Annotated in this window: 15 protein-coding genes; 8 read left to right on the forward strand and 7 right to left on the reverse strand. The window is 71.6% G+C overall.

Annotated elements, in window-relative coordinates; genetic code table 11:
• Positions 1-87: 87 nt before the first annotated feature.
• Entirely contained in the window at positions 88-1,215 is a 1,128-nt protein-coding gene (locus OEY_RS0105875) for a resuscitation-promoting factor (RefSeq protein WP_010592977.1), read from the reverse strand.
• Between the two features lie 708 nt (positions 1,216-1,923).
• Entirely contained in the window at positions 1,924-2,349 is a 426-nt protein-coding gene (locus OEY_RS0105880; RefSeq protein WP_010592978.1) for a DoxX family protein, read from the reverse strand.
• 193 nt (positions 2,350-2,542) lie between these two features.
• Between OEY_RS0105880 and OEY_RS0105885 the strand changes: the two genes are divergently transcribed.
• Complete coding sequence (locus tag OEY_RS0105885; protein ID WP_010592979.1) at positions 2,543-3,052, forward strand: VOC family protein; 510 nt, start codon at positions 2,543-2,545, stop codon at positions 3,050-3,052.
• Positions 3,053-4,033 carry a pirin family protein gene (locus tag OEY_RS0105890; RefSeq protein WP_010592980.1) on the forward strand — a complete coding sequence of 327 codons (981 nt, stop codon included), beginning with the start codon at positions 3,053-3,055 and terminating at the stop codon, positions 4,031-4,033.
• An 87-nt stretch (positions 4,034-4,120) separates the two neighbouring features.
• Here OEY_RS0105890 and OEY_RS0105895 read toward each other — a convergent pair whose 3' ends face one another.
• The gene (locus OEY_RS0105895) at positions 4,121-5,179 is read right to left on the reverse strand and encodes a maleylacetate reductase (protein ID WP_029539910.1); all 1,059 of its coding nucleotides are present in this window, start codon (positions 5,177-5,179) and stop codon (positions 4,121-4,123) included.
• Between the two features lie 53 nt (positions 5,180-5,232).
• Positions 5,233-6,063 carry a TatD family hydrolase gene (locus OEY_RS0105900; protein ID WP_010592982.1) on the reverse strand — a complete coding sequence of 277 codons (831 nt, stop codon included), beginning with the start codon at positions 6,061-6,063 and terminating at the stop codon, positions 5,233-5,235.
• Positions 6,064-6,099: 36 nt separating this feature from the next.
• Between OEY_RS0105900 and metG the strand changes: the two genes are divergently transcribed.
• From metG to OEY_RS0105925, 5 genes are all read left to right on the forward strand, one after another.
• Positions 6,100-7,647, forward strand: coding sequence for a methionine--tRNA ligase (gene metG, locus OEY_RS0105905; RefSeq protein ID WP_010592983.1), 1,548 nt, complete (start codon positions 6,100-6,102; stop codon positions 7,645-7,647).
• A 40-nt stretch (positions 7,648-7,687) separates the two neighbouring features.
• On the forward strand, positions 7,688-8,866 hold the full coding sequence (locus OEY_RS0105910) for a DUF2786 domain-containing protein (RefSeq protein ID WP_010592984.1): 1,179 nt from the start codon (positions 7,688-7,690) through the stop codon (positions 8,864-8,866).
• A gap of 93 nt (positions 8,867-8,959) precedes the next feature.
• Positions 8,960-10,105: an NAD(P)/FAD-dependent oxidoreductase gene (locus OEY_RS0105915; RefSeq protein ID WP_237658181.1), complete on the forward strand. Its 1,146-nt coding sequence runs from the start codon at positions 8,960-8,962 to the stop codon at positions 10,103-10,105.
• Positions 10,102-11,022: an RNA polymerase sigma-70 factor gene (locus OEY_RS0105920; RefSeq protein WP_010592986.1), complete on the forward strand. Its 921-nt coding sequence runs from the start codon at positions 10,102-10,104 to the stop codon at positions 11,020-11,022. The genes OEY_RS0105915 and OEY_RS0105920 overlap by 4 nt, the downstream gene beginning before the upstream one ends.
• A 50-nt stretch (positions 11,023-11,072) precedes the next feature.
• Positions 11,073-12,371 carry an aminodeoxychorismate synthase component I gene (locus OEY_RS0105925; protein ID WP_010592987.1) on the forward strand — a complete coding sequence of 433 codons (1,299 nt, stop codon included), beginning with the start codon at positions 11,073-11,075 and terminating at the stop codon, positions 12,369-12,371.
• Here the strand turns inward: OEY_RS0105925 and OEY_RS0105930 are convergent.
• The 3 genes from OEY_RS0105930 to rsmI form a co-directional block, all read right to left on the reverse strand.
• Positions 12,310-16,293 (reverse strand): nSTAND1 domain-containing NTPase, encoded by a 3,984-nt coding sequence (locus OEY_RS0105930; protein WP_010592988.1) that lies wholly within the window; start codon positions 16,291-16,293, stop codon positions 12,310-12,312. The genes OEY_RS0105925 and OEY_RS0105930 overlap by 62 nt on opposite strands.
• Positions 16,294-16,676: 383 nt before the next feature.
• A complete protein-coding gene (locus OEY_RS0105940; protein ID WP_010592989.1) occupies positions 16,677-18,071 on the reverse strand; it encodes an alanine/glycine:cation symporter family protein in 1,395 nt (464 codons plus the stop codon).
• A 33-nt stretch (positions 18,072-18,104) separates the two neighbouring features.
• Positions 18,105-18,965 carry a 16S rRNA (cytidine(1402)-2'-O)-methyltransferase gene (rsmI, locus tag OEY_RS0105945; RefSeq protein WP_017679473.1) on the reverse strand — a complete coding sequence of 287 codons (861 nt, stop codon included), beginning with the start codon at positions 18,963-18,965 and terminating at the stop codon, positions 18,105-18,107.
• A 71-nt stretch (positions 18,966-19,036) separates the two neighbouring features.
• On the opposite strand from rsmI, the gene OEY_RS0105950 reads away from it, so the two are divergent.
• On the forward strand, positions 19,037-20,536 hold a 1,500-nt coding region (locus OEY_RS0105950), incomplete at its 3' end, for a dolichyl-phosphate-mannose--protein mannosyltransferase (protein WP_051009365.1).

Raw genomic sequence — 20,536 nt, forward strand, 5'->3', positions numbered from 1 at the left:
TGTCGCCAGGAGCGCCGCGACGACGGTGTGCTGCAGCACGAAACGCGTGTCGGCGATCCTCGTCCGCGAGGACGTGAGGCGGAGTTCCTACCGCAGGCCCATCTTGCTGGTGCACGACGGCCAGGCTCCCCAGCCCTGTGCGGCCTGGACCTTCTCGGCGACGGCGATCTGCTGCTCGCGGCTGGCCAGGTCGGCGCGCGGCGCGTACTGGGTGCCGCCGAACGCGGCCCAGGTCTGCTGGGTGAACTGCAGGCCGCCGTAGAAGCCGTTGCCGGTGTTGATGGCCCAGTTGCCGGTGGCCTCGCACTGCGCGAGGGCGTCCCAGGTGGAGGCACGGCCGGAAGCGGGCACGGCCGGCTTGGGCTTGGTGCCGACGCGGACGACGGCCGGGGCCGGCTCGCGGAGGGTCGTCGAGGCCTTCTCGGTGCGGCCGACCTCGACGCCGTCGATCGTGTGCACCTCGAAGGTCACGGTGCGCTCACCGGGAGCACCCGGGGTGTCGACGGCGGTCTCGCCCTCGGTCATGTTCGGGTCGTCGACGCGCTGTTCGGGGGCCGGCACCGGCTGGTTCTCGATGCGGGTCTCGATGCGGTCGCGGGTGACGCGGATCTCGAGGCCCTCGGTCAGCGCCGCATCGACCGGGGGCATCACCGAATCGGCCTGCTCGAGCGCCACACCGTGCGCGGTCAGGAACTCCCCGACCGTCGGCGCCGCCATCCGCACCTCGACCGGCGGGGCACCACCGTCGAGCAACCGCACCGTCTTCGGGCTCACCACGTCGAGCTCGGCACCCTCGAGCGGCAACCGGTGCGACCGGGACGCCGAGGTGTACACGTCCGCGGCCAGCTCGAACTGCGCCAGCGCCTCGTCCACCGTCGACGCCGTCGTCCACACGGTGCGCTCGACACCGTCGACGCTCAGCTGCACCTCACGTGCCCGCCGCAGCACCACCGTGTCCCCGTCCGAGACCGCGGCGTCGACGGCCGGGGCCACCACGTCGTGCTCGCCGACCGGGTAGCCGGCGCCGGCGAGCACGTCACCGACCTCGGAGCTCATGGTGCTGAGCGCGACCCGCTCGCCGTCCACGTCGAGGGTGAGTTCCTTGTGCTGGATCAGCGCGGCGACTCCGCCGGCCGCGAGGGTGAGGAAGAGCGCGGCGACGACCACGTACAGCGTCGGCGATTTCGCTCTGTTGATCTTGGTGAAAGGTGACACGGTAATTCCTGGACTGTCGACAACTTCGATCACAGCACGGTAACGAATCGGCATTGATACGGCAACTGCAGTGGGTCTACCTGCGAATTTCCCGTAAGGAAGTAGGTGACGATTCGTAATTTTCGATCAATGACCGAGTCGTGTCCGAGCCGGAACCGCGTCGATTCGACGCCCGGAAAATCACCCCACGCGAAGCGTGAATTACCGCTGTGGAATTTGCGCGGGTGACCCACCGTCCGGGGCCGCGGCGGGGGGCGGTTCCACGCGCCCCGGACATCGTCGCGCTCTCGACGCGTGGACCCACGGTGCCGCGATCCGGGCCAGGGGGCGACGCGGAACTGCGCACAGCCGCGGCTGTCGGCTCGCGCAAGGCGGGAGGCACGGCACCGTCACAACGGACGGCCGTTCTGCGAAGGGCCGCAGACGAGGAGCGGCCGAAAAGTCCGACGCGCGGCGGGGACTCTGCCCGGCGGGCGAACGGCGACGCGCCGGGGCGAACGACGACCGCCCGGCGGCGACAGGCGACGGAGGAGGCGGTCGGGATCCGCGCGGCGAAAAACGCGACGGGTTGCGCGGGAGCGCCGCCGGGAGCTGCTCCCGGCCGACGGTTACGCCTCGAGGGAGCCGTTCGGCGGGAACGGATGCGCGATCTTCGCGCGAAAGTGCTCCGAAGGCCGGCGCCCGGTCTCCCGGACGCCGGCCCTCGGCCTACGCGGTCTGCAGGAACCGCACCCGGCGGCCGAGCAGGGCGTCGACGCTGTACGCGCCGGCGCCGACGACCGCGAGAACCAGCGCTCCGGCGCCGAGTGCTCCGACGAGCTCCCATCCACCGTCGGTGACGTAGATGCCGTTGCCGATGTGGACGAAGAAGAACGCGCCGAGCATGTTCACCAGCAGCAGGACACCGAAGACCGGCACGAGCAGGCCGATGATCAGGGCGATGCCGCCGAGTGTCTCCACCCAGGTGGCGTAGAAGGCGGACAGCGCGGGCACGGGCACGTCCATGCCCTCGAATCCGGCCTTGGTGGCGGAGTATCCCTGGTTCACCTTCTGCAGCCCGTGGGCCAGGAAGACGATCCCGATGACCACTCGGGCGACGAGCAGCCCGACGTTGCGCAGGACGGGGTTGTTCATGGGGGTGACCTTTCGGTGCGGGCGATGGGGGCTCGTCCTTCGATCGAAGCCGCCCCTACGGTAGCGGCGCAAGGTTGAAGGTTCAACTTAATCGGCCACCCGCCGCCGGACGGCATCCGAAAAGTAGTTGATCGATCAATCACATGGGGTATGCTTTCGTCGAAGGCGCAACCACCGGCCGAAGGAGCCCACCGTGAGCACCAGCGTGGAAGAGGAACGCAGCCGCCGCTCCGCGACGTTGCGGGAGGAACTCCGCACCCGCTACCTCCGGCCCGTCGGCGAACGACCCGCGTCGTCGGCGCGCGGGTTGCACCACACCGCACTCGTCAGCAGCGACGTCGAGCGCACGGTGCGCTTCTACCAGGACGTGCTCGAGTTCCCGCTCACCGAACTGATCGAGAACCGCGACTACCCCGGTTCGTCGCACTTCTTCTTCGACATCGGAAACGGAAACCTGCTGGCCTTCTTCGACTTTCCCGGCCTCGACGTCGGTCCCTACCAGGAGGTCCTCGGCGGGCTGCACCACATCGCGATCAGCGTCGAGCAGAGCCGCTGGGAACGCCTGCGCACCAAACTGACCGAAGCGGGCGTCGACCTCGTCGAGCACAGCGAGGTCTCCCTGTACTTCCGCGACCCCGACGGTGCCCGCATCGAACTCATCGCCGATCCCCTCGGCGAGATGTACGGAAGCAAGGTCTTGTAGATGAGCAACGTCGACGCCGAGCCCACCGAGATCGTCTGCGAATCCGAGCCCGCGCCCACCCGGGTACAGATCATCACTTCCCGTGAGGTGCCGCTCGGCGGCCCGCGCGCGATGCCGGTCCGCCGCACGCTGCCGCAGCGCGCCCGGTCCCTCGTCGGAGCCTGGTGCTTCGCCGACCACTACGGGCCCGACGACGTCGCCGCGACCGGCGGAATGGACGTCGCGCCGCACCCGCACACCGGCCTGCAGACGGTGAGCTGGCTGTTCGCCGGCGAGATCGAGCACCGCGACAGCCTCGGCAAGCACGCATTCGTCCGCCCCGGCGAACTCAACCTCATGACGGGCGGCCACGGCATCGCGCACTCGGAGGTCTCCACACCGGCCACGACGGTCCTGCACGGCGTCCAGCTGTGGGTGGCCCTGCCCGACGCACACCGGGACGCTCCTCGTGACTTCCGGCACCACGTGCCCGAACCGGTCCGGCTCGCGGGCGCGACCGTCGCCGTCTTCCTCGGCTCCCTCGCCGGCTCCACGTCGCCGGTGCCCACCTTCACCCCGCTGCTCGGGGCCGAGATCACCCTCGACCCGGGCGCGAGCGTCGAACTGACCGTCGATCCCGCGTTCGAGCACGGCCTGCTGGTCGACACCGGCAGCATCCGGCTCGCCGGCACCGTCCTGTCCCGCTCCGCGCTCGGCTACGTCGGCACCGGCGTCTCCACGCTCCCCCTGACGAATCTCACCGACGAACCCGCACGTGCCGTGCTGCTCGGCGGGACGCCGTTCGGGGAGGAGATCGTCATGTGGTGGAACTTCGTCGGTCGCAGCCACGACGAGATCGTCGCGTTCCGCGACGAGTGGCAGCGCGAGGGAGAACGCTTCGGCCGGGTCGAGGGCTACACCGGGAAGGTCGCGCGGCTACCCGCACCGGCGCTGCCCAACGCGCAGATCCGGCCGCGCCGCAATCCCCCCACCGCCCACTGAGGGGGCACCCTCACCAGGAACACTGAGGGGGCACCCTCACCAGGAACACCGAGGGGGCACCCTCACCAGGAACACCGAGGGGCACCCTCACTCGGGACGGATTCCGGCATAGGCATCGCCCAGCAGTCGCCGCACCCCCACCCGGGTCACCTCGCGGGGGTTGGGGTACTGCCGTTCGGTGGCCAGGTGTGCCGCCTCGTCCAGGTCGCCCTCGGACATGCCCAGTTCGGCGAGCGTCGTCGGGCCACCCGCGGCCGCCACCAGGTCGAAGACCCCGGCCGGGGCGGTGGGCGTGCCGAGCGCATCGGCGATGCGACTCATCACGGCCGGTACCGACGGCGCGTTGAACGCCATCACGTGCGGCAGCACCACGGTGTGCGTCGCCGCGTGCGGCAGGTCGAAACTGCCGCCCAGGACGTGGCACAGCTTGTGGTGCAAGCCCATTCCTCCCGCGCTCAGGCACGTGCCGGCCAGCCATGCCGCGAGCAGCAGGTCCGAGCGGCCCTCGCGGTCCGCGGCGTCGGCACCGAGGACCGGCACACCCCGGGCGATCGCGCGGATCGCCTCGAGCGCCAGCGTGTCGATGATCGGGTTGGCGTGCTCGGCGTACAACGCCTCCACGGCATGCGCCATCGCGTTGATCGCGCTGGTCAGTGCCATCGGGATCGGCATCGACAGGGTGAACTCGACGTCGTAGATGACGGTCTCGGGCAGGATGGCCGGCGACGAGTGCGTGGTCTTCACCCCGTCCGCGGTCTCCCCGAGGACGGGCGTGACCTCGGATCCGGCGTAGGTGGTCGGCAGGATCACCTGGTCCACGCCGGTGCGCACCGCGATCGCCTTCGACAGCCCCGTCGTCGACCCTCCGCCCACGGCGACGACGGCGTCGATGTCGTGCTCGGAGACCAGACCCAGCACCTTCTCGGTGACCGCGACGGGGGTGTGCATGACGGCCCCGTCGAACCGGGCGACCTGGAGGCTCCCGAGGGCCTTCTCGACGAGCTCGGCCTGCGGACGGACGTGTTCGCCGCCGAGCAGCAGGACCCGGGAGCGATCCAGGCGGCGCACCTCGTCGGCGACCCGCGCCGCGGTTCCCGGACCGAAGACCACCCGTGACGGCTGAGCGTTGTAGACGAAACTGTGCATGTCACCCATTGTCCCCGGCCACCCGCTCCGGCCGCCTCGGAACGGGGACACCGTTACGAAAGTCCGTATACCCGTTCGGCATTCGCGGTGGTCGTGGCGGCCAGCTCGGCCGGGTCCGCGCCGCGCACCTCCGCGAGCGCCCGCACCGTGTAGGGCAGGCAGTACGGCTCGTTGGGGGCGCCGCGGAACGGATGGGGCGTCAGGAAGGGGGCATCGGTCTCCACGAGCACCAGCTCGGGCGGCACCAACGGGGCTGCGGCACGGAGCGCCTTCGCGTTCTTGAAGCTCACCGTCCCGGAGAAGCTGAGCAGGTAGCCGGCGTCGACGCAGGCCCGCGCCATGTCTGCGTCCGACGAGAAGCAGTGGAAGATCACCGTCTCCGGCGCACCCTCGTCGTGCAGGACGCGCAGCAACTCGGCATCGGCGTCACGATTGTGGATCATCAGGGTCTTGCCGAGCCGTTTGGCCAGGTCGATGTGCCAGCGGAACGCGTCCTCCTGCTCGAGCGGGTCGGCGCAGCCGTCGAGCTTGCCGGGCCAGTACAGGTCGAGGCCGGTCTCCCCCACGGCGACGACGCGCGGGTCGGCGGCGAGCTTCTCGATCTCGGCGCGCGTGACGTCGTCGAGCGCGTTCGCACGGGTGGGGTGGAGCGCCACGGCGGCGTAGACCCGTGCGTCCCAGTGCGCGGCGTCGACGGCGAAGCGGGCTGCGGCGATGTCGTCGGCCACGGTGACGACCCGTCCGACACCCACCGCGGCCGCCCGGTCGAGGACGGCCGCCACCGATTCGGCATCGTGGGCTCCGCACGCGTCGAGGTGCGTGTGGGCGTCGACGAGAGGCGAGAGCGGCTGCGGAGGCTCGGGCGCGGGACGGGTTCGGCTCACGGCCCATACACTATCTACCTATAAAGTGGACGCACCATGACTGCTCCTGCCGCCTCCCGCCCGCCGTTCTACCTGACGACCGCGATCGCTTATCCGAACGGCGCCCCGCACATCGGCCACGCCTACGAGTACATCTCCTCGGACGCGATCGCCCGGTTCAAGCGCCTCGACGGCTTCGACGTGTACTTCCTGACCGGTACCGACGAGCACGGCCTGAAGATGCAGCAGACGGCAGCGAAGGAGGGCCTGGACGTGCGGGACCTCGCGGCCCGCAACTCCGGCGTGTTCGAGGCCATGGACAAGTCGCTGAACATCTCCTTCGACCGGTTCATCCGCACCACGGACGCCGACCATCTCGAGGCGAGCAAGGCGATCTGGCAGCGGATGGCCGACAACGGGGACATCTACCTCGACACCTACTCGGGGTGGTACTCCGTGCGCGACGAGGCGTTCTACGCCGAGGCCGAGACGACCGCGCTCGACGACGGCTCGCGCATCGCCACCGAGTCCGGCACCCCCGTGGAGTGGACGGAGGAGTCGACGTACTTCTTCCGGCTCTCGGCGTATCAGGACAAGCTGCTGAAGCTGTACGAGGAGCGCCCGGACTTCATCGCGCCGGCCACCCGCCGCAACGAGATCGTCAGCTTCGTCTCGGGCGGGCTGAAGGATCTGTCGATCTCCCGCACCACCTTCGACTGGGGCGTGCCGGTGCCGGATCATCCCGAGCACGTGATGTACGTGTGGGTCGACGCGCTCACCAACTACCTGACCGGTGCGGGTTTTCCCGACACCGGGTCGGAGTCGTTCCGCCGCTACTGGCCCGCGAACCTGCACATCATCGGCAAGGACATCACCCGCTTCCACACCGTGTACTGGCCGGCGTTCCTGATGTCGGCGGGAATCGAGCTGCCCGAGCGGGTGTTCGTACACGGCTTCCTGTTCAACAAGGGCGAGAAGATGTCCAAGTCGGTCGGCAACGTCGTCGACCCGCTCGAGATGGTCGAGCAGTACGGCCTCGATCCGCTGCGCTTCTTCCTGCTGCGGGAGATCTCCTACGGTCAGGACGGCAGCTACAGCCACGAGGCGATCGTGACCCGCATCAACGCGGACCTGGCGAACGAACTCGGCAACCTCGCGCAGCGCTCGCTGACGATGGTCGCCAAGAACCTCGACGGTGTGGTCCCGGAGCCCGGTGAGTTCACCGAGGACGACCGAGCGTTGCTCGCGCAGGCCGACGCGCTGCTCGACAAGGTCCGGGCGGAGTTCGACGTGCAGGCGCTGCACCTCGCGCTCGAGTCGATCTGGCACGTCCTCGGCGAGACCAACCGGTACTTCTCCGCACAGGCGCCGTGGGTGCTGCGCAAGACCGATCCCGCCCGGATGGCCACGGTGCTGTACGTGACGCTCGAAGTCGTGCGGATCGTCGGCCTGCTCGTGCAGCCGGTGATGCCGGACTCCGCCGCCAAGATCCTGGATCTGGTGGGGCAGGATCCGCAGGCGCGGCAGTTCGCGGACATCGCCACGCGCCTCGCGCCGGGCACGCAGTTGCCGGCCCCGGCCCCGGTGTTCCCGCGCTACGAATAGCGCCACGCCGCCTGTCGGTGGCCTCGTGCACACTCCGCGCATGGGGCGAGATAGAACACACTTTCGACAGGCGGCGACCGGGTCCGGCGCATCCGAGGAGGTCTTCCACCTCGGAATCCGGCCGCTACTCGACGAACTGGGCGCCGCGTACGAGCGCGGCTGGCAACCGGTCGACGTCCTGCACGTGACGGCCCGTTCCGGCGACACCACGGACGTCCCACTGGCGGCCGCCGCGGTGCTTTTCGACGCACGCCGCAGCGGCGCGGCCGACCGGGCACCCCTCGACTGGGTGCGCCAGCTCGGTGCGATCGCGCAACGCTGTCCCGCCGCCGCGCGGATCGCCGACCGGGTGCCACCCGACGCGCCCGCCCGCCAGTTGGGCGCGGAACTGCTGCGCGAGCTGCCCGGCCTGTCCCGCTTCCAGGTGATGGGGCTGGCGTTCGCCTGGAAGTACCTGCCGCAGTTCTCCCCACTCCTGCCGCTGCCCTCGCAGTGGCCGCCGCTGCGACCGGTCCCTGCGGCCGGCGAGGCCGCGACCCCGGATCCGCGGGTGCTCGCCCGGATCCGCGGCCTCCTGGCGAAGGCCGAGTCCACGGACTATCCGGAAGAGGCCGAGACCCTCACCGCCAAGGCCCAGGAACTGATGACCCGGTACGCGATCGGCACGGCCCTGGTCACTCGTGCGGGCGCGGACACTGCGCGAGGACGCCGCGTGCACGTCGACAATCCGTACGCGAAGGAGAAGGTTCTGCTGCTCACCGCGATCGGGAACGCGAACCGCACGCGCACGGTGTGGTTCACCAAGGTCGGAATCGCCACGATCGTCGGCGCCGACGTCGACCTGCAGCAGGTGGAGCTGCTGTTCGCGTCGCTCTCGGTGCAGGCCGCCCGGGCCGTGCGTGCCGCCGGGACGGGTGGCCGCACCGGCGGCGCGGCGACGGCGTTCCGCCGTGCCTTCCTGACCGGATACGCATATCGGGTCGGCGAACGGCTGCGGCAGGCGGACGCATGCGCGACCGCGACCGCCGCGGCCGACGCGAGCATGTCCGTCACACAACTCGCGCCGCTGCTGGCCCGTCGCTCCGAGGCCGTGGACTCGGAGTTCCGCCGCCTGTTCCCGACGACCCGGTCGACCCGTACACGCAGCGTCGATGCCGAGGGATGGTTCGCCGGCCGCGACGCCGCCGAGACCGCCTTCCTCGCATCCCCGCCCGGGTGAGCACTGCCCCGGTCGCCGCCTGTCACGTTCGGGGGCCGAGCGGTGTCCCATGTGCGACCGCGGACATCGTCGACAACAGAAGGGGTGGTCAGGATGACAACCGATGTGGTGGTGCTCGGAGCCGGGTACGCGGGAGTGATGACAGCGAACCGTCTGCTCGCCACGCATCCGGGGGTATCGGTGACGGTCGTCGCGCCGCGACCGGTGTTCGTCGAGAGGGTGCGGTTGCATCAGGTCGCCGCCGGCTCCGGTGCGGCCACACACGACCTCGCCGACGTGCTGCATCCGGCGGCGGCCGTGCACGTCGGCACCGCAGTGCACATCGGAGCGGACCGGGTGCTGCTCGCCGACGGGACGACGTTGCCGTTCCACGTCGCGATCTACGCCGTCGGCAGCGGCGCCGCCGTACCCGCGATCCCGGGCGCCGGCCGGCTGCACTCGACGGCCGAGCTCGAACGCGCCCTGGACACGGCCGCCGCGCTCGGGGAACTCGGCGACGGGGCGGGCGTGGTGGTCGTCGGCGGCGGGCTCACCGGCGTCGAGTCGGCCGCCGAGATCGCCGAGGCGCATCCACGCCTGTCGGTCACCCTCGTCGGGGATCCCGTCGCACATCTGCCCGGGTCCACCCGGCGGTTCGTCGCCGCGCGGCTGCGACGGCTCGGTGTCCGGATCCGGCCGGGCCGGGTCGTCGCCGTCGAGGACGGCGCGGTGCTGCTCGCCGACGGCGACGCGGTGCCGGCCGAGCTCGCCGTCTGGGCGGGCGGATTCACGGTGCCGGACCTGGCCCGGCGCAGTGCTCTGCCCGTCGACGAGACGGGCCGGCTGCGGGTCGACGCGACCCTGCGGAGCGCGGACGGAGCGAACGTCGTGGGCGTGGGCGACGCCGTGACCGTCGACGGCCAGGATCACATCCGGATGAGCTGCCAGGCGGCGCTGCCGCTCGGCGCCCACGGCGCCGACACCACCTGGGCACTGCTGACGGGTACGGATCCGCGGCCGCTGTCGCTGGGGTTCGCGGCGCAGTGCATCTCGCTGGGCCGCTCCTCCGGCGTCGTGCAGCGCACCCGTCCCGACGACACGCCCCGCTCCCTCGCGCTGCGCGGTACGTTGGGGTCGTTCGGCAAGGAGGCGGTGGTGCGCGGGACGGTCTGGATGCTGCGACGGCAGGCGCGAGGGCACAGCTACCCGTTCCCCGCGGGTCCGGCCCCCGCGTCCGAGCCGATCGCGGTCCGTCGATGACCCCCGACGACACGCCTCGCGACGAGACGACGCACGACAAGACGACCCACGATGAACTGTTCACCCGGCACCGAGGCCTGCTGTTCGGCATCGCGTACGAGATCACCGGCAGCGTCGCCGACAGCGAGGACATCCTGCAGGACAGCTACCTGCGCTGGGCCGAGGTGGAGCTCGACGAGGTGGCGAACCCGCGTGCTTATCTGAGCCGCGTGGTCACCCGGCAGGCGCTGAACTCGCTGCGCACGGCGCAGCGGCGCCGGGAGGACTACGTCGGGCCGTGGCTGCCCGAACCGGTGCGGACCGCCCCCGACGCCGCCGAGGACGTGCTGCTCGCCGAATCGGTGTCGATGGCGATGATGCTGGTGCTCGAGACACTCGGCCCGCTCGAACGAGCGGTGTTCGTGCTGCGCGAGGTGTTCGGCTTCGACCACGCCCAGATCGCCGCGGCCGTCGGCAGGCAGGAGGCGACGGTGCGGCAGATCGCGCACCGCGCCCGCAGCCACGTGCAGGCGCGGCGCCGGCGGTACGCCGCGTCCGACGAGCAGGCGCGCCGGGTCGTGACGGAGCTGCTGTCCGCCGCTGCCGGCGGGGACGTGGAGGCACTCATGGCGGTACTCGCACCGGACGTCGTCTACGTCGCCGACGGCGGCGGCAAGGTGACGGCCGCGCGGGTCCCGGTGAGCGGAGCGCGGAAGGTCGCACGCGTGCTGAGCGGCCTGAGCCGCCGGCCGCTGCCCGACATGCGAGTGGAGTTCGCCGCGTTCAACGGCCTGCCCGCGCTGGCCGTGTACTCGGGCGAGCGACTCGATCTGGTCATGCTGATCGAGATGGACGCGGGCCTGGTCACCGGCCTGTATGTGGTGCGGAACCCGGACAAGCTCGGTGCGGCGGACCGGGTGATGCCGCTCGTCCGCTGACCGCCCGGCGGGATTCGGTCCGTTCCGGGGCCGCGTGGGAAGCTGTGCCCATGCGGATGGAACGGCTCGGCACCGGGGGCAGCCCGGCGCAGGTGCTGCGACTGCTGGGCGCCCGGGCCGAGGCGGCGGGCGCCCCGCCACCGGCTGCACTGACCGGAACGTGGTTCGGCGCAGCTGCGGTCCTCGCGCCCCACGTGCGTGCCGTCGCCACCCCACCGGCCGACGCCTTCGTCCTGCGCGGCCGCTCGGCCCCGGGCCGCGGCGAACCGGTCGTCGGCGGGGGGTGGATCGGCTATCTCGCATATCCGGACCGCACGCCCACCCACCCGGCGCTGCCTCGCGCGGCCGGAGGATGGACGGACACCGTCCTGCGGCTCGACCACGACGGCTGCTGGTGGTACGAGAGCCTCACCGACGCGGCGTGCCCGGCCGGGCTCGCCGCCGCCGTCCGCGAGGCGCCCGACGCCTCCGCTCGGGCACCGTGGCGCATCGACTGGACACCGCCCGATCGCGACGCCCACCGCCGCGGCGTGCGGCAATGCCTCGAGGCGATCCGCGCCGGCGAGGTCTACCAGGCGTGCGTGTGCACTCGTTTCACCGGTGCCTGGTCCGGCAGTCCGCTGCACTTCTTCGCCGACGGGATCGAGCGCACCGCCCCGGCCCGGGCGGCGTACGTCGCGGGCGACTGGGGTGCGGTCGCGTCCCTGTCACCGGAGTTGTTCCTCGCGCGCCACGGCGACCGGGTGACGTCGAGCCCGATCAAGGGCACGCTCCCGATCGGCGCCGATCCGGCCCGGTTGCGCGCGTCCGTCAAGGACGTCGCGGAGAACGTGATGATCGTGGACCTCGTGCGCAACGACCTGGGGCGCGTTGCCGAGACGGGGAGCGTCACCGTGCCGGACCTGCTCGGGGTGCATCCGGCCCCCGGGGTCTGGCACCTGGTGTCCACCGTCGCGGCCTCGTTGCGGATCGGGGTGGACACCGCGCGGTTGCTCGATGCGGCATTCCCCCCGGCGTCGGTGACCGGCTGCCCCAAGATCCGGGCGCGGGAGTTCCTGCAGGTCTGGGAGCCGCACCCGCGGGGCGTGTACTGCGGCACGGTGGGCATGGCCAGTCCCGTCGCCGGGGTGGAACTGAACGTGGCGATCCGCACCGTCGAGTTCGGCCGCGGGGACGCGGACACGCCGGGCTCGTGCGGGCTCGGCGTCGGCGGCGGCATCACCATCGATTCCGATCCGGACGCCGAATGGCAGGAGTGCCTCGACAAGGCCGCCAGCATCCTGGGGCTCAGCCCTCGCACACCGTCCGGCCGGCCACCGGCAGATCGGACTGTGGCAGCGTCTCGGTGATCCGGCCCGTCGTCGAGGCGCAGATCCGCGCGACGATCGACTCGACGTCCAGGCTCCAGGTGCGCACCGTCCCGTCGCCGCCCGCCGCGATCACGGCGTTGCGGCCCGGCAGGAAGCCGACCTGCCACCGTCCGACACCGATCTCGGTGATCGGGCCGCCCACCGGGTGCATGTGCTCCGAGTCGGCGACGTGCCACAGTCGTACCGTGCCGTCGTCACTGCCGCTGACCACCTCGCTGCCGTTCGGGGTGACGGACACCGAGTAGACGGTGCCGGTGTGGCCGCGCAGCGCGTCGGGCCGGACGGTGAACGATCCGTCGGGTCCGCGGTCCCACACGCGGACCGTGTGGTCGTCGCCGCCGGTGGCGAGGACGTTGCCGTCGGCGCTGAACGCGAGGGCGTTGACGCCGGCGGTGTGACCGTCCGACACCGGCAGCGCGACGGGGGCGGACGGATCGGTGACGTCCCACGCATAGAGCGAGCCGTCCGCGCTGGTCACGACCAGATGCCGGCCGTCCGGCGTGAACGCGGCCGCCCGCACGAGATTCGTCGGGCCCCGCAGCGGTGCTCCCCGGCGCACCGGACGCGCCGGATCCGACACGTCCCACAGCACGAGAGAGTGGTCGTCGTGGCCGGTGACGAGGGTGGTGCCCCCGGGGCCGAAGTCGAGTTCGGACGTGAACCGGGTCTCGGTCACGATCGGGTCCACCCACAGCCGCGGGGCCGTGGGGTCGCGGACATCCCACAGGTGGATCTCGCCGTCGGTCGTCGAGGCGGTGACCAGAGTCGCGGCGGAGGGCGACAGGGCGGTGGTCACCGCGCCGCCCACCGGTCTGGGACGATCCACGACGCCGAGCGGCGCCCAGTGCCCGTCGGAGCCGATCCGCCACAGCGGCACGGAGGAGTTGTACCCGCCGGTGGCGACGAACGAGCCGGAGCGATCGATCGCGGGCAGCGTCAGCGCAGAGTCCGCGACCGCGACGCGTCCGCGCGGCAGCGTCCAGATCCGGATGTTGCCGTCGTGCCCGCCGGTGACCAACGCGGCGCCGTCGGGGGTGAACGCGAGCGCGGGGACGCCGCCGCCGTTGCCTGCGAGAGCCGGCCGCATCTCGTCGATCATCCGCGTCTTCGGGTCGACCGCCCACAGCTTCGCGGTCCCGTCCCACGACGCGCTCGCCAGGGTGCGGCCGTCGGGTGCGAACGCGACGGTCCACACCCCGCCGGTGTGCGCCTGCACGGGAGGGCCGGTCGGGCGCACCGCCGCCGGGTCCGTGGTGTCGAACATCGTGACGACACCGTCGTCGCTGCTGACCGCGAGGGTCCGGCCGTCGGGGGCGAACGCGACGGAGTGCGCCACGTCGCGGAAACCGGTCAGCGCAGCGCCGACGGGCACGGCGGCGGCCGGGTCGGTCACATCCCACAGCCGCACCGACCGATCGTCGCTCGACGTGGCCAGCACGGTACCGCCGGGGTGGAACGCCACGGTGCGCACCGCCGCGCCGTGCGCGGGCAGGACGGTGCGGGGAAATCCCCGCGTCCGGGGCTCGCTCGTGTCGACGAGCACGACCGATCCGTTGTCGTACGGCACCGCGAGCGACCGGCCGTCCGGGCCGAACCGCACATTGTGGACGACCTCCGGCACGAACACCTCGCCGGTCAGCAGCGCGACGGGCCGGTCCCGGTCGGTGACGTCCCAGATCCACACCGCACCTGTTGCACCACCCGCCGCGAGCAGGGTGCCGTCCGGGCTGAAGGCGACCGAGGCCAGATACTCGGGCTCGTCGGACACCAGCGCTCCGAGCGGCCGCGGCGCGCCCCGGTCGGACAGATCCCACAGGCGGACACTGCCGTCGTCGCTCGCCGAGGCCAGGGTCGTGCCGTCCGGGGCGATCGCCAGCCCGTAGACCGGACCGCTGTGACCCTCCACGGGCAGTGCCAGCGGCATCTGCTCGGTCGCGACGAGCCGCGAATACGCGACCTCGCTGTCCGGACGCAGGCGCCACGCCGCGAGCGCCAGCTGGGCCGCGGTGGACGGGTCCCGCTCCTGCATGGAGTCGGCGAGCGCGACGACCTGCTGGAACTGGGCGGCACTGCGCTCGGCCTCGGCGCGGCTCTTGCCGGCCCAGGCCAGCGTCCCCATCACCACCGCGACGACGGTGGAGAGCACGAGGGCGGCGATGGCACCGTTGCGGACGCGGGTCCGGCGACGGATCTGCCGTCGCGACTCCCGGAGAAAGGCCACCGCTGTCGGGCTGAGCGCGGTCTCGACACCGCCGGCCGGGGCCCGCCCCACGAGCTCCCGATCCTCGTGCTCGGCGACGAGGTCCATCCGGCCCCGTTGGTACAGCAGGTCCGCGTGCCGGCGGCCCGCGACCCAGCCTGCCGCGTCCGCCTCGATCTGCTGGCGCAGCGCAGCGTACGAGCGGTCGGCCCGGATCCACGACTTCAGGCGCGGCCAGGCGTCGATGACCGTGTCGTGAACCAGCTCGACGCTGCCGTCGTCGACGACGAGGACGCGGGCGGTGACGAAGTGGTCGACCACCCGGCGTCCCGCCTCGGCGTCGTCGCCGGCGGCGGCGAGCAGCCGATCCAGCGGGCGCCGGATCTTCACGTCGGTGCCGGTGCCGGTCACGTAGACCAGGTGGACGAGCATCGCGCGCGCGAGTCGGCGGCCGCGGTCGTCGAGCTCTTCCCACGCACGTTCCGCGCTCGCCGCGATCGATCCGCGTACCCCGCCGGTAGCGCGGTACCCGGCCACGGTCAGGTGACCGCCGCGCCGGCGTTCCCACAGGGCGTCGAGCAGGTGTGACAGCAGGGGCAGTTCGGCCCCGCCGACGTCGTCGTCGGTCAGCACTCCGAGGTCGTGCAGGATCAGTTCGACCAGGCCCGGCTCGAACCGCAGACCGAGCAACCGCGCCGGCGCGGTGATCACCTCGACCAGGTCGTCCCGGGTCAGGGGCTGGACCGTCTTGCTGTGCCGCTCCAGCGCCCGGGCCAGCACGGGATAGGTCACGGCCCGCTCGTAGAAGTCCGATCTCAGCGTGGCCACCACCGAGACCGGTGTGTCGCCGTCGCCGACGGTCGCGGCCTGATCGAGCAGCGCGAGGAACGCCGAGCGTTCGGCCGCGTCCTCGCAGTGGGTGAACAGCTCCTCGATCTGGTCGACGACGATCAGCAGGCCCGCGCTGCCCTCTCGGGCGGCGGCGGCGTGCAGCCGCGCCACCGCGGTCGGCTCGTCCGCATCCGAGATGTCGGCGAGTTCGGGTACGCACTCGACGAGCTGCGCCACCGGGTGCCGTCCCGGGGTCAGGACCACCGGCCGCCAACGGTCGTCACGGCACAGTTCCGGGACCAGGCCGGCCTGCACGAGGGAGGACTTGCCGACGCCGGAGGCACCGGTCACCACCACGATGCCGTGACCGTGGGCGGCGACGACGGTCTCGGCGAGTTCGCGCACGCTCCGGGCCCGGCCGAAGAACAGCTGCGCGTCCCGATCGCGGTACGCCTCGAGACCGCGGTAGGGCCGCACGCCGGGGGGCAGTGCCGCGGCGGGCGGCTCGGTGGGCTCCGTCCGGGCCCGCCCGGCCGGTCCCCGGGCGTGTTCCCACCACCGCTCCCACTGCTTGATCGAGTAGAGGCCGGGCGTCGGCGGCTGCGCGTGCAGGGCCCGGGCGGAGCGGATCAGCACCACCAGGACCGGACGGATCGTCTCGAACGTGGCGGGTACCCGGGCACCGGATCGCCAGTCGCTGATCCGCTGCACGGACACGGTGCGCTCGCTGCCCACGGAGCGGGCGACGGCCGACGCCTCGGAGGCGACCTTCTTGAGCGCGGGACGTCCCGCCGCCGCGAACAGCGTCCGGAGCTGGTCGGCGAACAGCTGCCGGGGCTCCGCCGCGGTTCGCTCGTCGACCGGTTCCATCTCCCGCATCCTCCCTGCTCCGCACCCCCCGAGGGCCCGGATCGTCCGCTGCGGAAAAACTCCTCACCGGTCCTGACCTGGGATGATATCGCGAGCGGGACGCGAACCGGTTGGTCACCCGGGATATCCCCGACAGAGTTGTTCCCGAGCGGGAAGACCCCGCGACGCGCTGCACCTCCACACCGGCCGGAACCCGACGAGGGGTGGTTCCGCCCGGTGCGGAGGGAAGGCGGCGCGCGACCCGAACCGAGGGACCGTGTACAAGCTCGTCGACCGGATCGTCCACGGCGTTCCGCCCACGTTGGTCGCGGCCCTGATCGTCGCGGTCGCCGTGCTGCTGATCGTCGCGCTCTCCTCGGCCGCGCCGTAACGCCCGGCCGCGGCTACCGCGTCGGCGTGCGGCTGTCCTTCGCGCCGAGCAGGTACGGATCCCGGGCGAGGTACTCCTTCGTCTCGCGGGCGATGAGTCCCGAGAGGATGAGCAGCCCGATCAGGTTGGGCAGAGCCATCAGGCCGTTCATCACATCGGAGAAGTTCCACACCACCTCGAGCTCGGTGGTGGCGCCGACGTAGACGACGAGTACGAAGATCGCCCGGTACGGGAGGACGCCGCCGCGGCCGACGAGACGTTCGACGCAGCGGTCGCCGTAGTACGACCACCCGAGAATCGTCGAGAAGGCGAAGAACACCACGGAGATCGTGACGATCCAGCTGCCCCATTCACCGCCGAGGCCGTCCGAGAAGGCGAGGGAGGTCATCGCCGCGCCCTGCTCGCCGGACGTCCAGGCTCCGGTGGTGATGATGACCATGCCCGTGAAGGTCACGACGATGATCGTGTCGATGAAGGTCTGGGTCATCGACACCAGGCCCTGCCGGACCGGGTGGGTGGTCTGCGCGGCGGCAGCGGCGATCGCGGCGCTGCCCATGCCGGACTCGTTGGAGAAGATGCCGCGGGCCACGCCGTAGCGCAGGGCGATCATGAACACCGAACCGATGAAGCCGCCGGTCGCGGCGGTGCCGGTGAATGCGTCGGTGAACACGAGGGCGAACGCCTCGGGGATGTCGGTGATGTTGACCGCGAGGACGATGATCCCGGCACCGACGTACAGCAGGATCATCGCGGGCACGAACCCGGCGGTGACCCTGCCGATGGACTTGATGCCGCCGAGCAGCACCGCGGCGGCGAGCACCGTCATGACGATCCCGGACAGCCAGGTCGGTACCCCGAACGTGGAGTCCATCTGGGTGGCGACGGTGTTGGCCTGCGTCATGTTGCCGATGCCGAAGCTGGCGAGCACCGCGAACACCGCGAACATCAGGCTCAGCACCAGACCGAACTTGTTGGGGATGGCGCGGGCCAGGTAGTACTGCGGGCCGCCGGACTGCTCGCCCTTGGCGTCGGTGACGCGATACTTGACACCGAGGAACGCCTCGGAGTACTTGCTGGCCATGCCGACGAGGCCGGTGATCCACATCCAGAACAGAGCCCCCGGCCCGCCGAAGTAGATGGCGGTGGCGACACCGGCGATGTTGCCGACGCCCACGGTGGCGGCCAGGGCGGTCGTCAGTGCCTGGTACTGAGAGATGTCACCTTCGGTGGCGTCCGGGTCCTTCCGGATGATCAGCCCCAGCCGCAGGGCCGGCCACAGCTTGCGGAACTGCACCCCCCGCAGCCGCACCGTCAGGATCACGCCGGTGCCCAGCAGCAGCGGTATGAGCATGTACGGGCCCCATACCACCGACGCGACCTCGACGAGGAATTCGTTCACCGACTCCATCCGTACCTCCTGCTGCGCGGTAAGGGGCAGAGTCTACGACGACGACTCGTCCTGCCGCGCGGCCAGTACCGCGTCGTACAGTTCGCGTTTGGAGACCCCGGCGGTCGCGACCTGGGCGCACGCGTCCTTCAGCCGCACCCCGTCCGCCACGAGCTGTTCGACCGCGTCGACCAGGTCGGCAGGCTCCGCCACCTGCGCCGAGGCGCCCTCGAGCACGACGGTGATCTCGCCGCGGGCACTCTCGGCGGCCCACTGCGCCAGCTCCGCGAGCGTGCCGCGACGCACCTCCTCGTAGGTCTTGGTCAGTTCCCGGCACACCGCGGCGCGTCGCTGCCCGCCGAGCACGTCGACCGCGTCGGCCAGGCACGCGGCGAGGCGGTGCGGGGCCTCGAAGAACACCACCGCGCGCGGCTCGGCGGTCAGGGTCTGCAGCCACGCGCGACGCGCGCCGGCCTTGCGGGGCGGGAAGCCCTCGAAGCAGAACCGCTCGACCGGCAGACCGGACAGCGCGAGCGCGGTGGTCACCGCGGAGGGACCGGGCAGGCACGTGACGGGCAGCCCGGCCGCGACGCACGCCGCCACCAGCCGGTAGCCGGGATCGCTGACGGACGGCATCCCGGCGTCGGTGACCAGCAGCACCGTCCGGCCCGCCTCGATGTCGGCGACCAGCGCCGGGGTCCGGGCGGACTCCACCTGGTCGTAGAAGCTGACCACCCGCCCGGTGACGGTGACCCCCAGCGCGGCGGCGAGCGACCGGGTCCGACGGGTGTCCTCGGCCGCGACGACGTCGGCGGTGCCGAGCGCGTCGCAGAGCCGTTTGGAGGCGTCGCCGATGTCGCCCATGGGGGTGGCGGCGAGCACGAGCCGGCCCTGTCCCGGATTGTCTGGCTGCATGCGCCTCAGCCTACGATCGGGACGTGACCGTGACGGACGAGCGCCCTGCCGAGGCATCGGACCGTCGCCGGATGCACAGCCCGGGTCCGACGGTGCCGGCATCGGATTTCGGTCCGGTCGACCGCGGCCGGGGCTGGGTGGTGACGCTGTTCGTCACCGCGATCGCGGCGATCACCCGGTTCACGATGCTGCACTACCCCACCGACGCGAAGACGCCGGTGTTCGACGAGAAGCACTACGCCCCGCAGGGCTGGCAGGTGCTCACCGGCGGCGGGATCGAGGACAACCCCGGCTACGGCCTCGTCGTGCACCCACCGGTGGGCAAGCAGCTCATCGCGCTCGGCGAGGCGTTGTTCGGTTACAACGGGTGGGGATGGCGGTTCTCGGCCGCCGTCGCCGGGACGTTGCTGGTCCTGCTGGTGGTGCGGATCGTGCGGCGGTTGACCCGCTCGACCCTGCTCGGCGGTCTGGCCGGGATTCTCCTGATCGCCGACGGCGTCACCTTCGTCTCGTCGCGCCTCGGGATGCTGGACATCTTCCTGGCGCTGTTCGCGGTCGCCGCGTTCGGGTGCCTGATCGTCGACCGGGACGAGGTGCGGGCGCGGATGGCGCGCGTGCACGCCGAGGGACGCATCGCCGACACGGTGTGGGGTCCCCGGCTGGGCGTGCGGTGGTGGCGGTTCGGGGCCGGTGTGCTGCTGGGCCTGGCGGTGGGCACGAAGTGGTCGGGGCTGTATCTGATCGCGTTCTTCGGGTTGATGTCGGTGGCGTTCGACGTCGCCGCGCGCCGCGCCTACGGCGTGCGACGACCGTGGCTCGGGACCGGTCTGCGTGACGTCGGCCCGGCCCTCTACGCGCTCGTGGTGGTGCCGCTGGCCGTGTATCTGGCGACGTTCTGGGCGTGGTTCGCGGGCGAGACCGGGGTGTACCGGCATGCGGTGGGCCGGCAGATCGGCACGGACGGGGCGTTCTCGTTCGTGCCGGACGCGCTGCGCTCGCTGTGGTACTACAGCGCCTCCGTGCTCGAGTTCCACTCGGGTCTGACGAACTCGGCCGGCAACGTGCATCCGTGGGAGTCCAAGCCGTGGACGTGGCCGATGGGGTTGCGTCCGATGCTGTACTACTTCGCCGACGGCGAGCAGATCCGTGGGTGCGGCGGTGAGCAGTGCGTCAAGGCCGTCATGCTGGTGGGCACCCCGGCGATGTGGTGGCTGGCACTGCCGATGCTCGTGTGGGGCGGATGGCAACTGCTGGTGCGGCGGGACTGGCGGTGGGCCGCGGTGCTCACCGGGTACGCGGCGACGTTGCTGCCGTGGTTCGCCACGCTCGACCGGCAGATGTACTACTTCTACGCGGTTCCGCTCGCGCCGTTCCTGGTCATGGGGCTGACACTGGTGCTCGGCGACGTGCTCGGATCGCCGCGGGCCTCGACCGAGCGGCGGTCGACCGGTCTGCTGGTCGTGTGCCTCTACGTCGGCCTGGTGGTGGCGAACTTCGTGTGGTTGTGGCCGATCCTGACGGCCGCGCCGATCACCGTGGAGACGTGGCACCAGCAGCTGTGGCTGGCGGGC

It is taken from the genome of Rhodococcus sp. P14, from assembly GCF_000256505.1.
Classification (GTDB): Bacteria; Actinomycetota; Actinomycetes; order Mycobacteriales; family Mycobacteriaceae; genus Rhodococcus; species Rhodococcus ruber.

What these genes read in the sequence shown, in the direction of transcription:
- OEY_RS0105880 (WP_010592978.1), bottom strand. Translation starts at nt 2,349, where the DNA reads ATGAACAACCCCGTCCTGCGCAACGTCGGGCTGCTCGTCGCCCGAGTG.
- OEY_RS0105890 (WP_010592980.1), top strand. Translation starts at nt 3,053, where the DNA reads ATGAGCAACGTCGACGCCGAGCCCACCGAGATCGTCTGCGAATCCGAG.
- OEY_RS0105895 (WP_029539910.1), bottom strand. Translation starts at nt 5,179, where the DNA reads ATGCACAGTTTCGTCTACAACGCTCAGCCGTCACGGGTGGTCTTCGGT.
- metG (WP_010592983.1), top strand. Translation starts at nt 6,100, where the DNA reads ATGACTGCTCCTGCCGCCTCCCGCCCGCCGTTCTACCTGACGACCGCG.
- OEY_RS0105910 (WP_010592984.1), top strand. Translation starts at nt 7,688, where the DNA reads ATGGGGCGAGATAGAACACACTTTCGACAGGCGGCGACCGGGTCCGGC.
- OEY_RS0105915 (WP_237658181.1), top strand. Translation starts at nt 8,960, where the DNA reads ATGACAACCGATGTGGTGGTGCTCGGAGCCGGGTACGCGGGAGTGATG.
- OEY_RS0105920 (WP_010592986.1), top strand. Translation starts at nt 10,102, where the DNA reads ATGACCCCCGACGACACGCCTCGCGACGAGACGACGCACGACAAGACG.
- OEY_RS0105925 (WP_010592987.1), top strand. Translation starts at nt 11,073, where the DNA reads ATGCGGATGGAACGGCTCGGCACCGGGGGCAGCCCGGCGCAGGTGCTG.
- OEY_RS0105930 (WP_010592988.1), bottom strand. Translation starts at nt 16,293, where the DNA reads ATGGAACCGGTCGACGAGCGAACCGCGGCGGAGCCCCGGCAGCTGTTC.
- OEY_RS0105940 (WP_010592989.1), bottom strand. Translation starts at nt 18,071, where the DNA reads ATGGAGTCGGTGAACGAATTCCTCGTCGAGGTCGCGTCGGTGGTATGG.
- rsmI (WP_017679473.1), bottom strand. Translation starts at nt 18,965, where the DNA reads ATGCAGCCAGACAATCCGGGACAGGGCCGGCTCGTGCTCGCCGCCACC.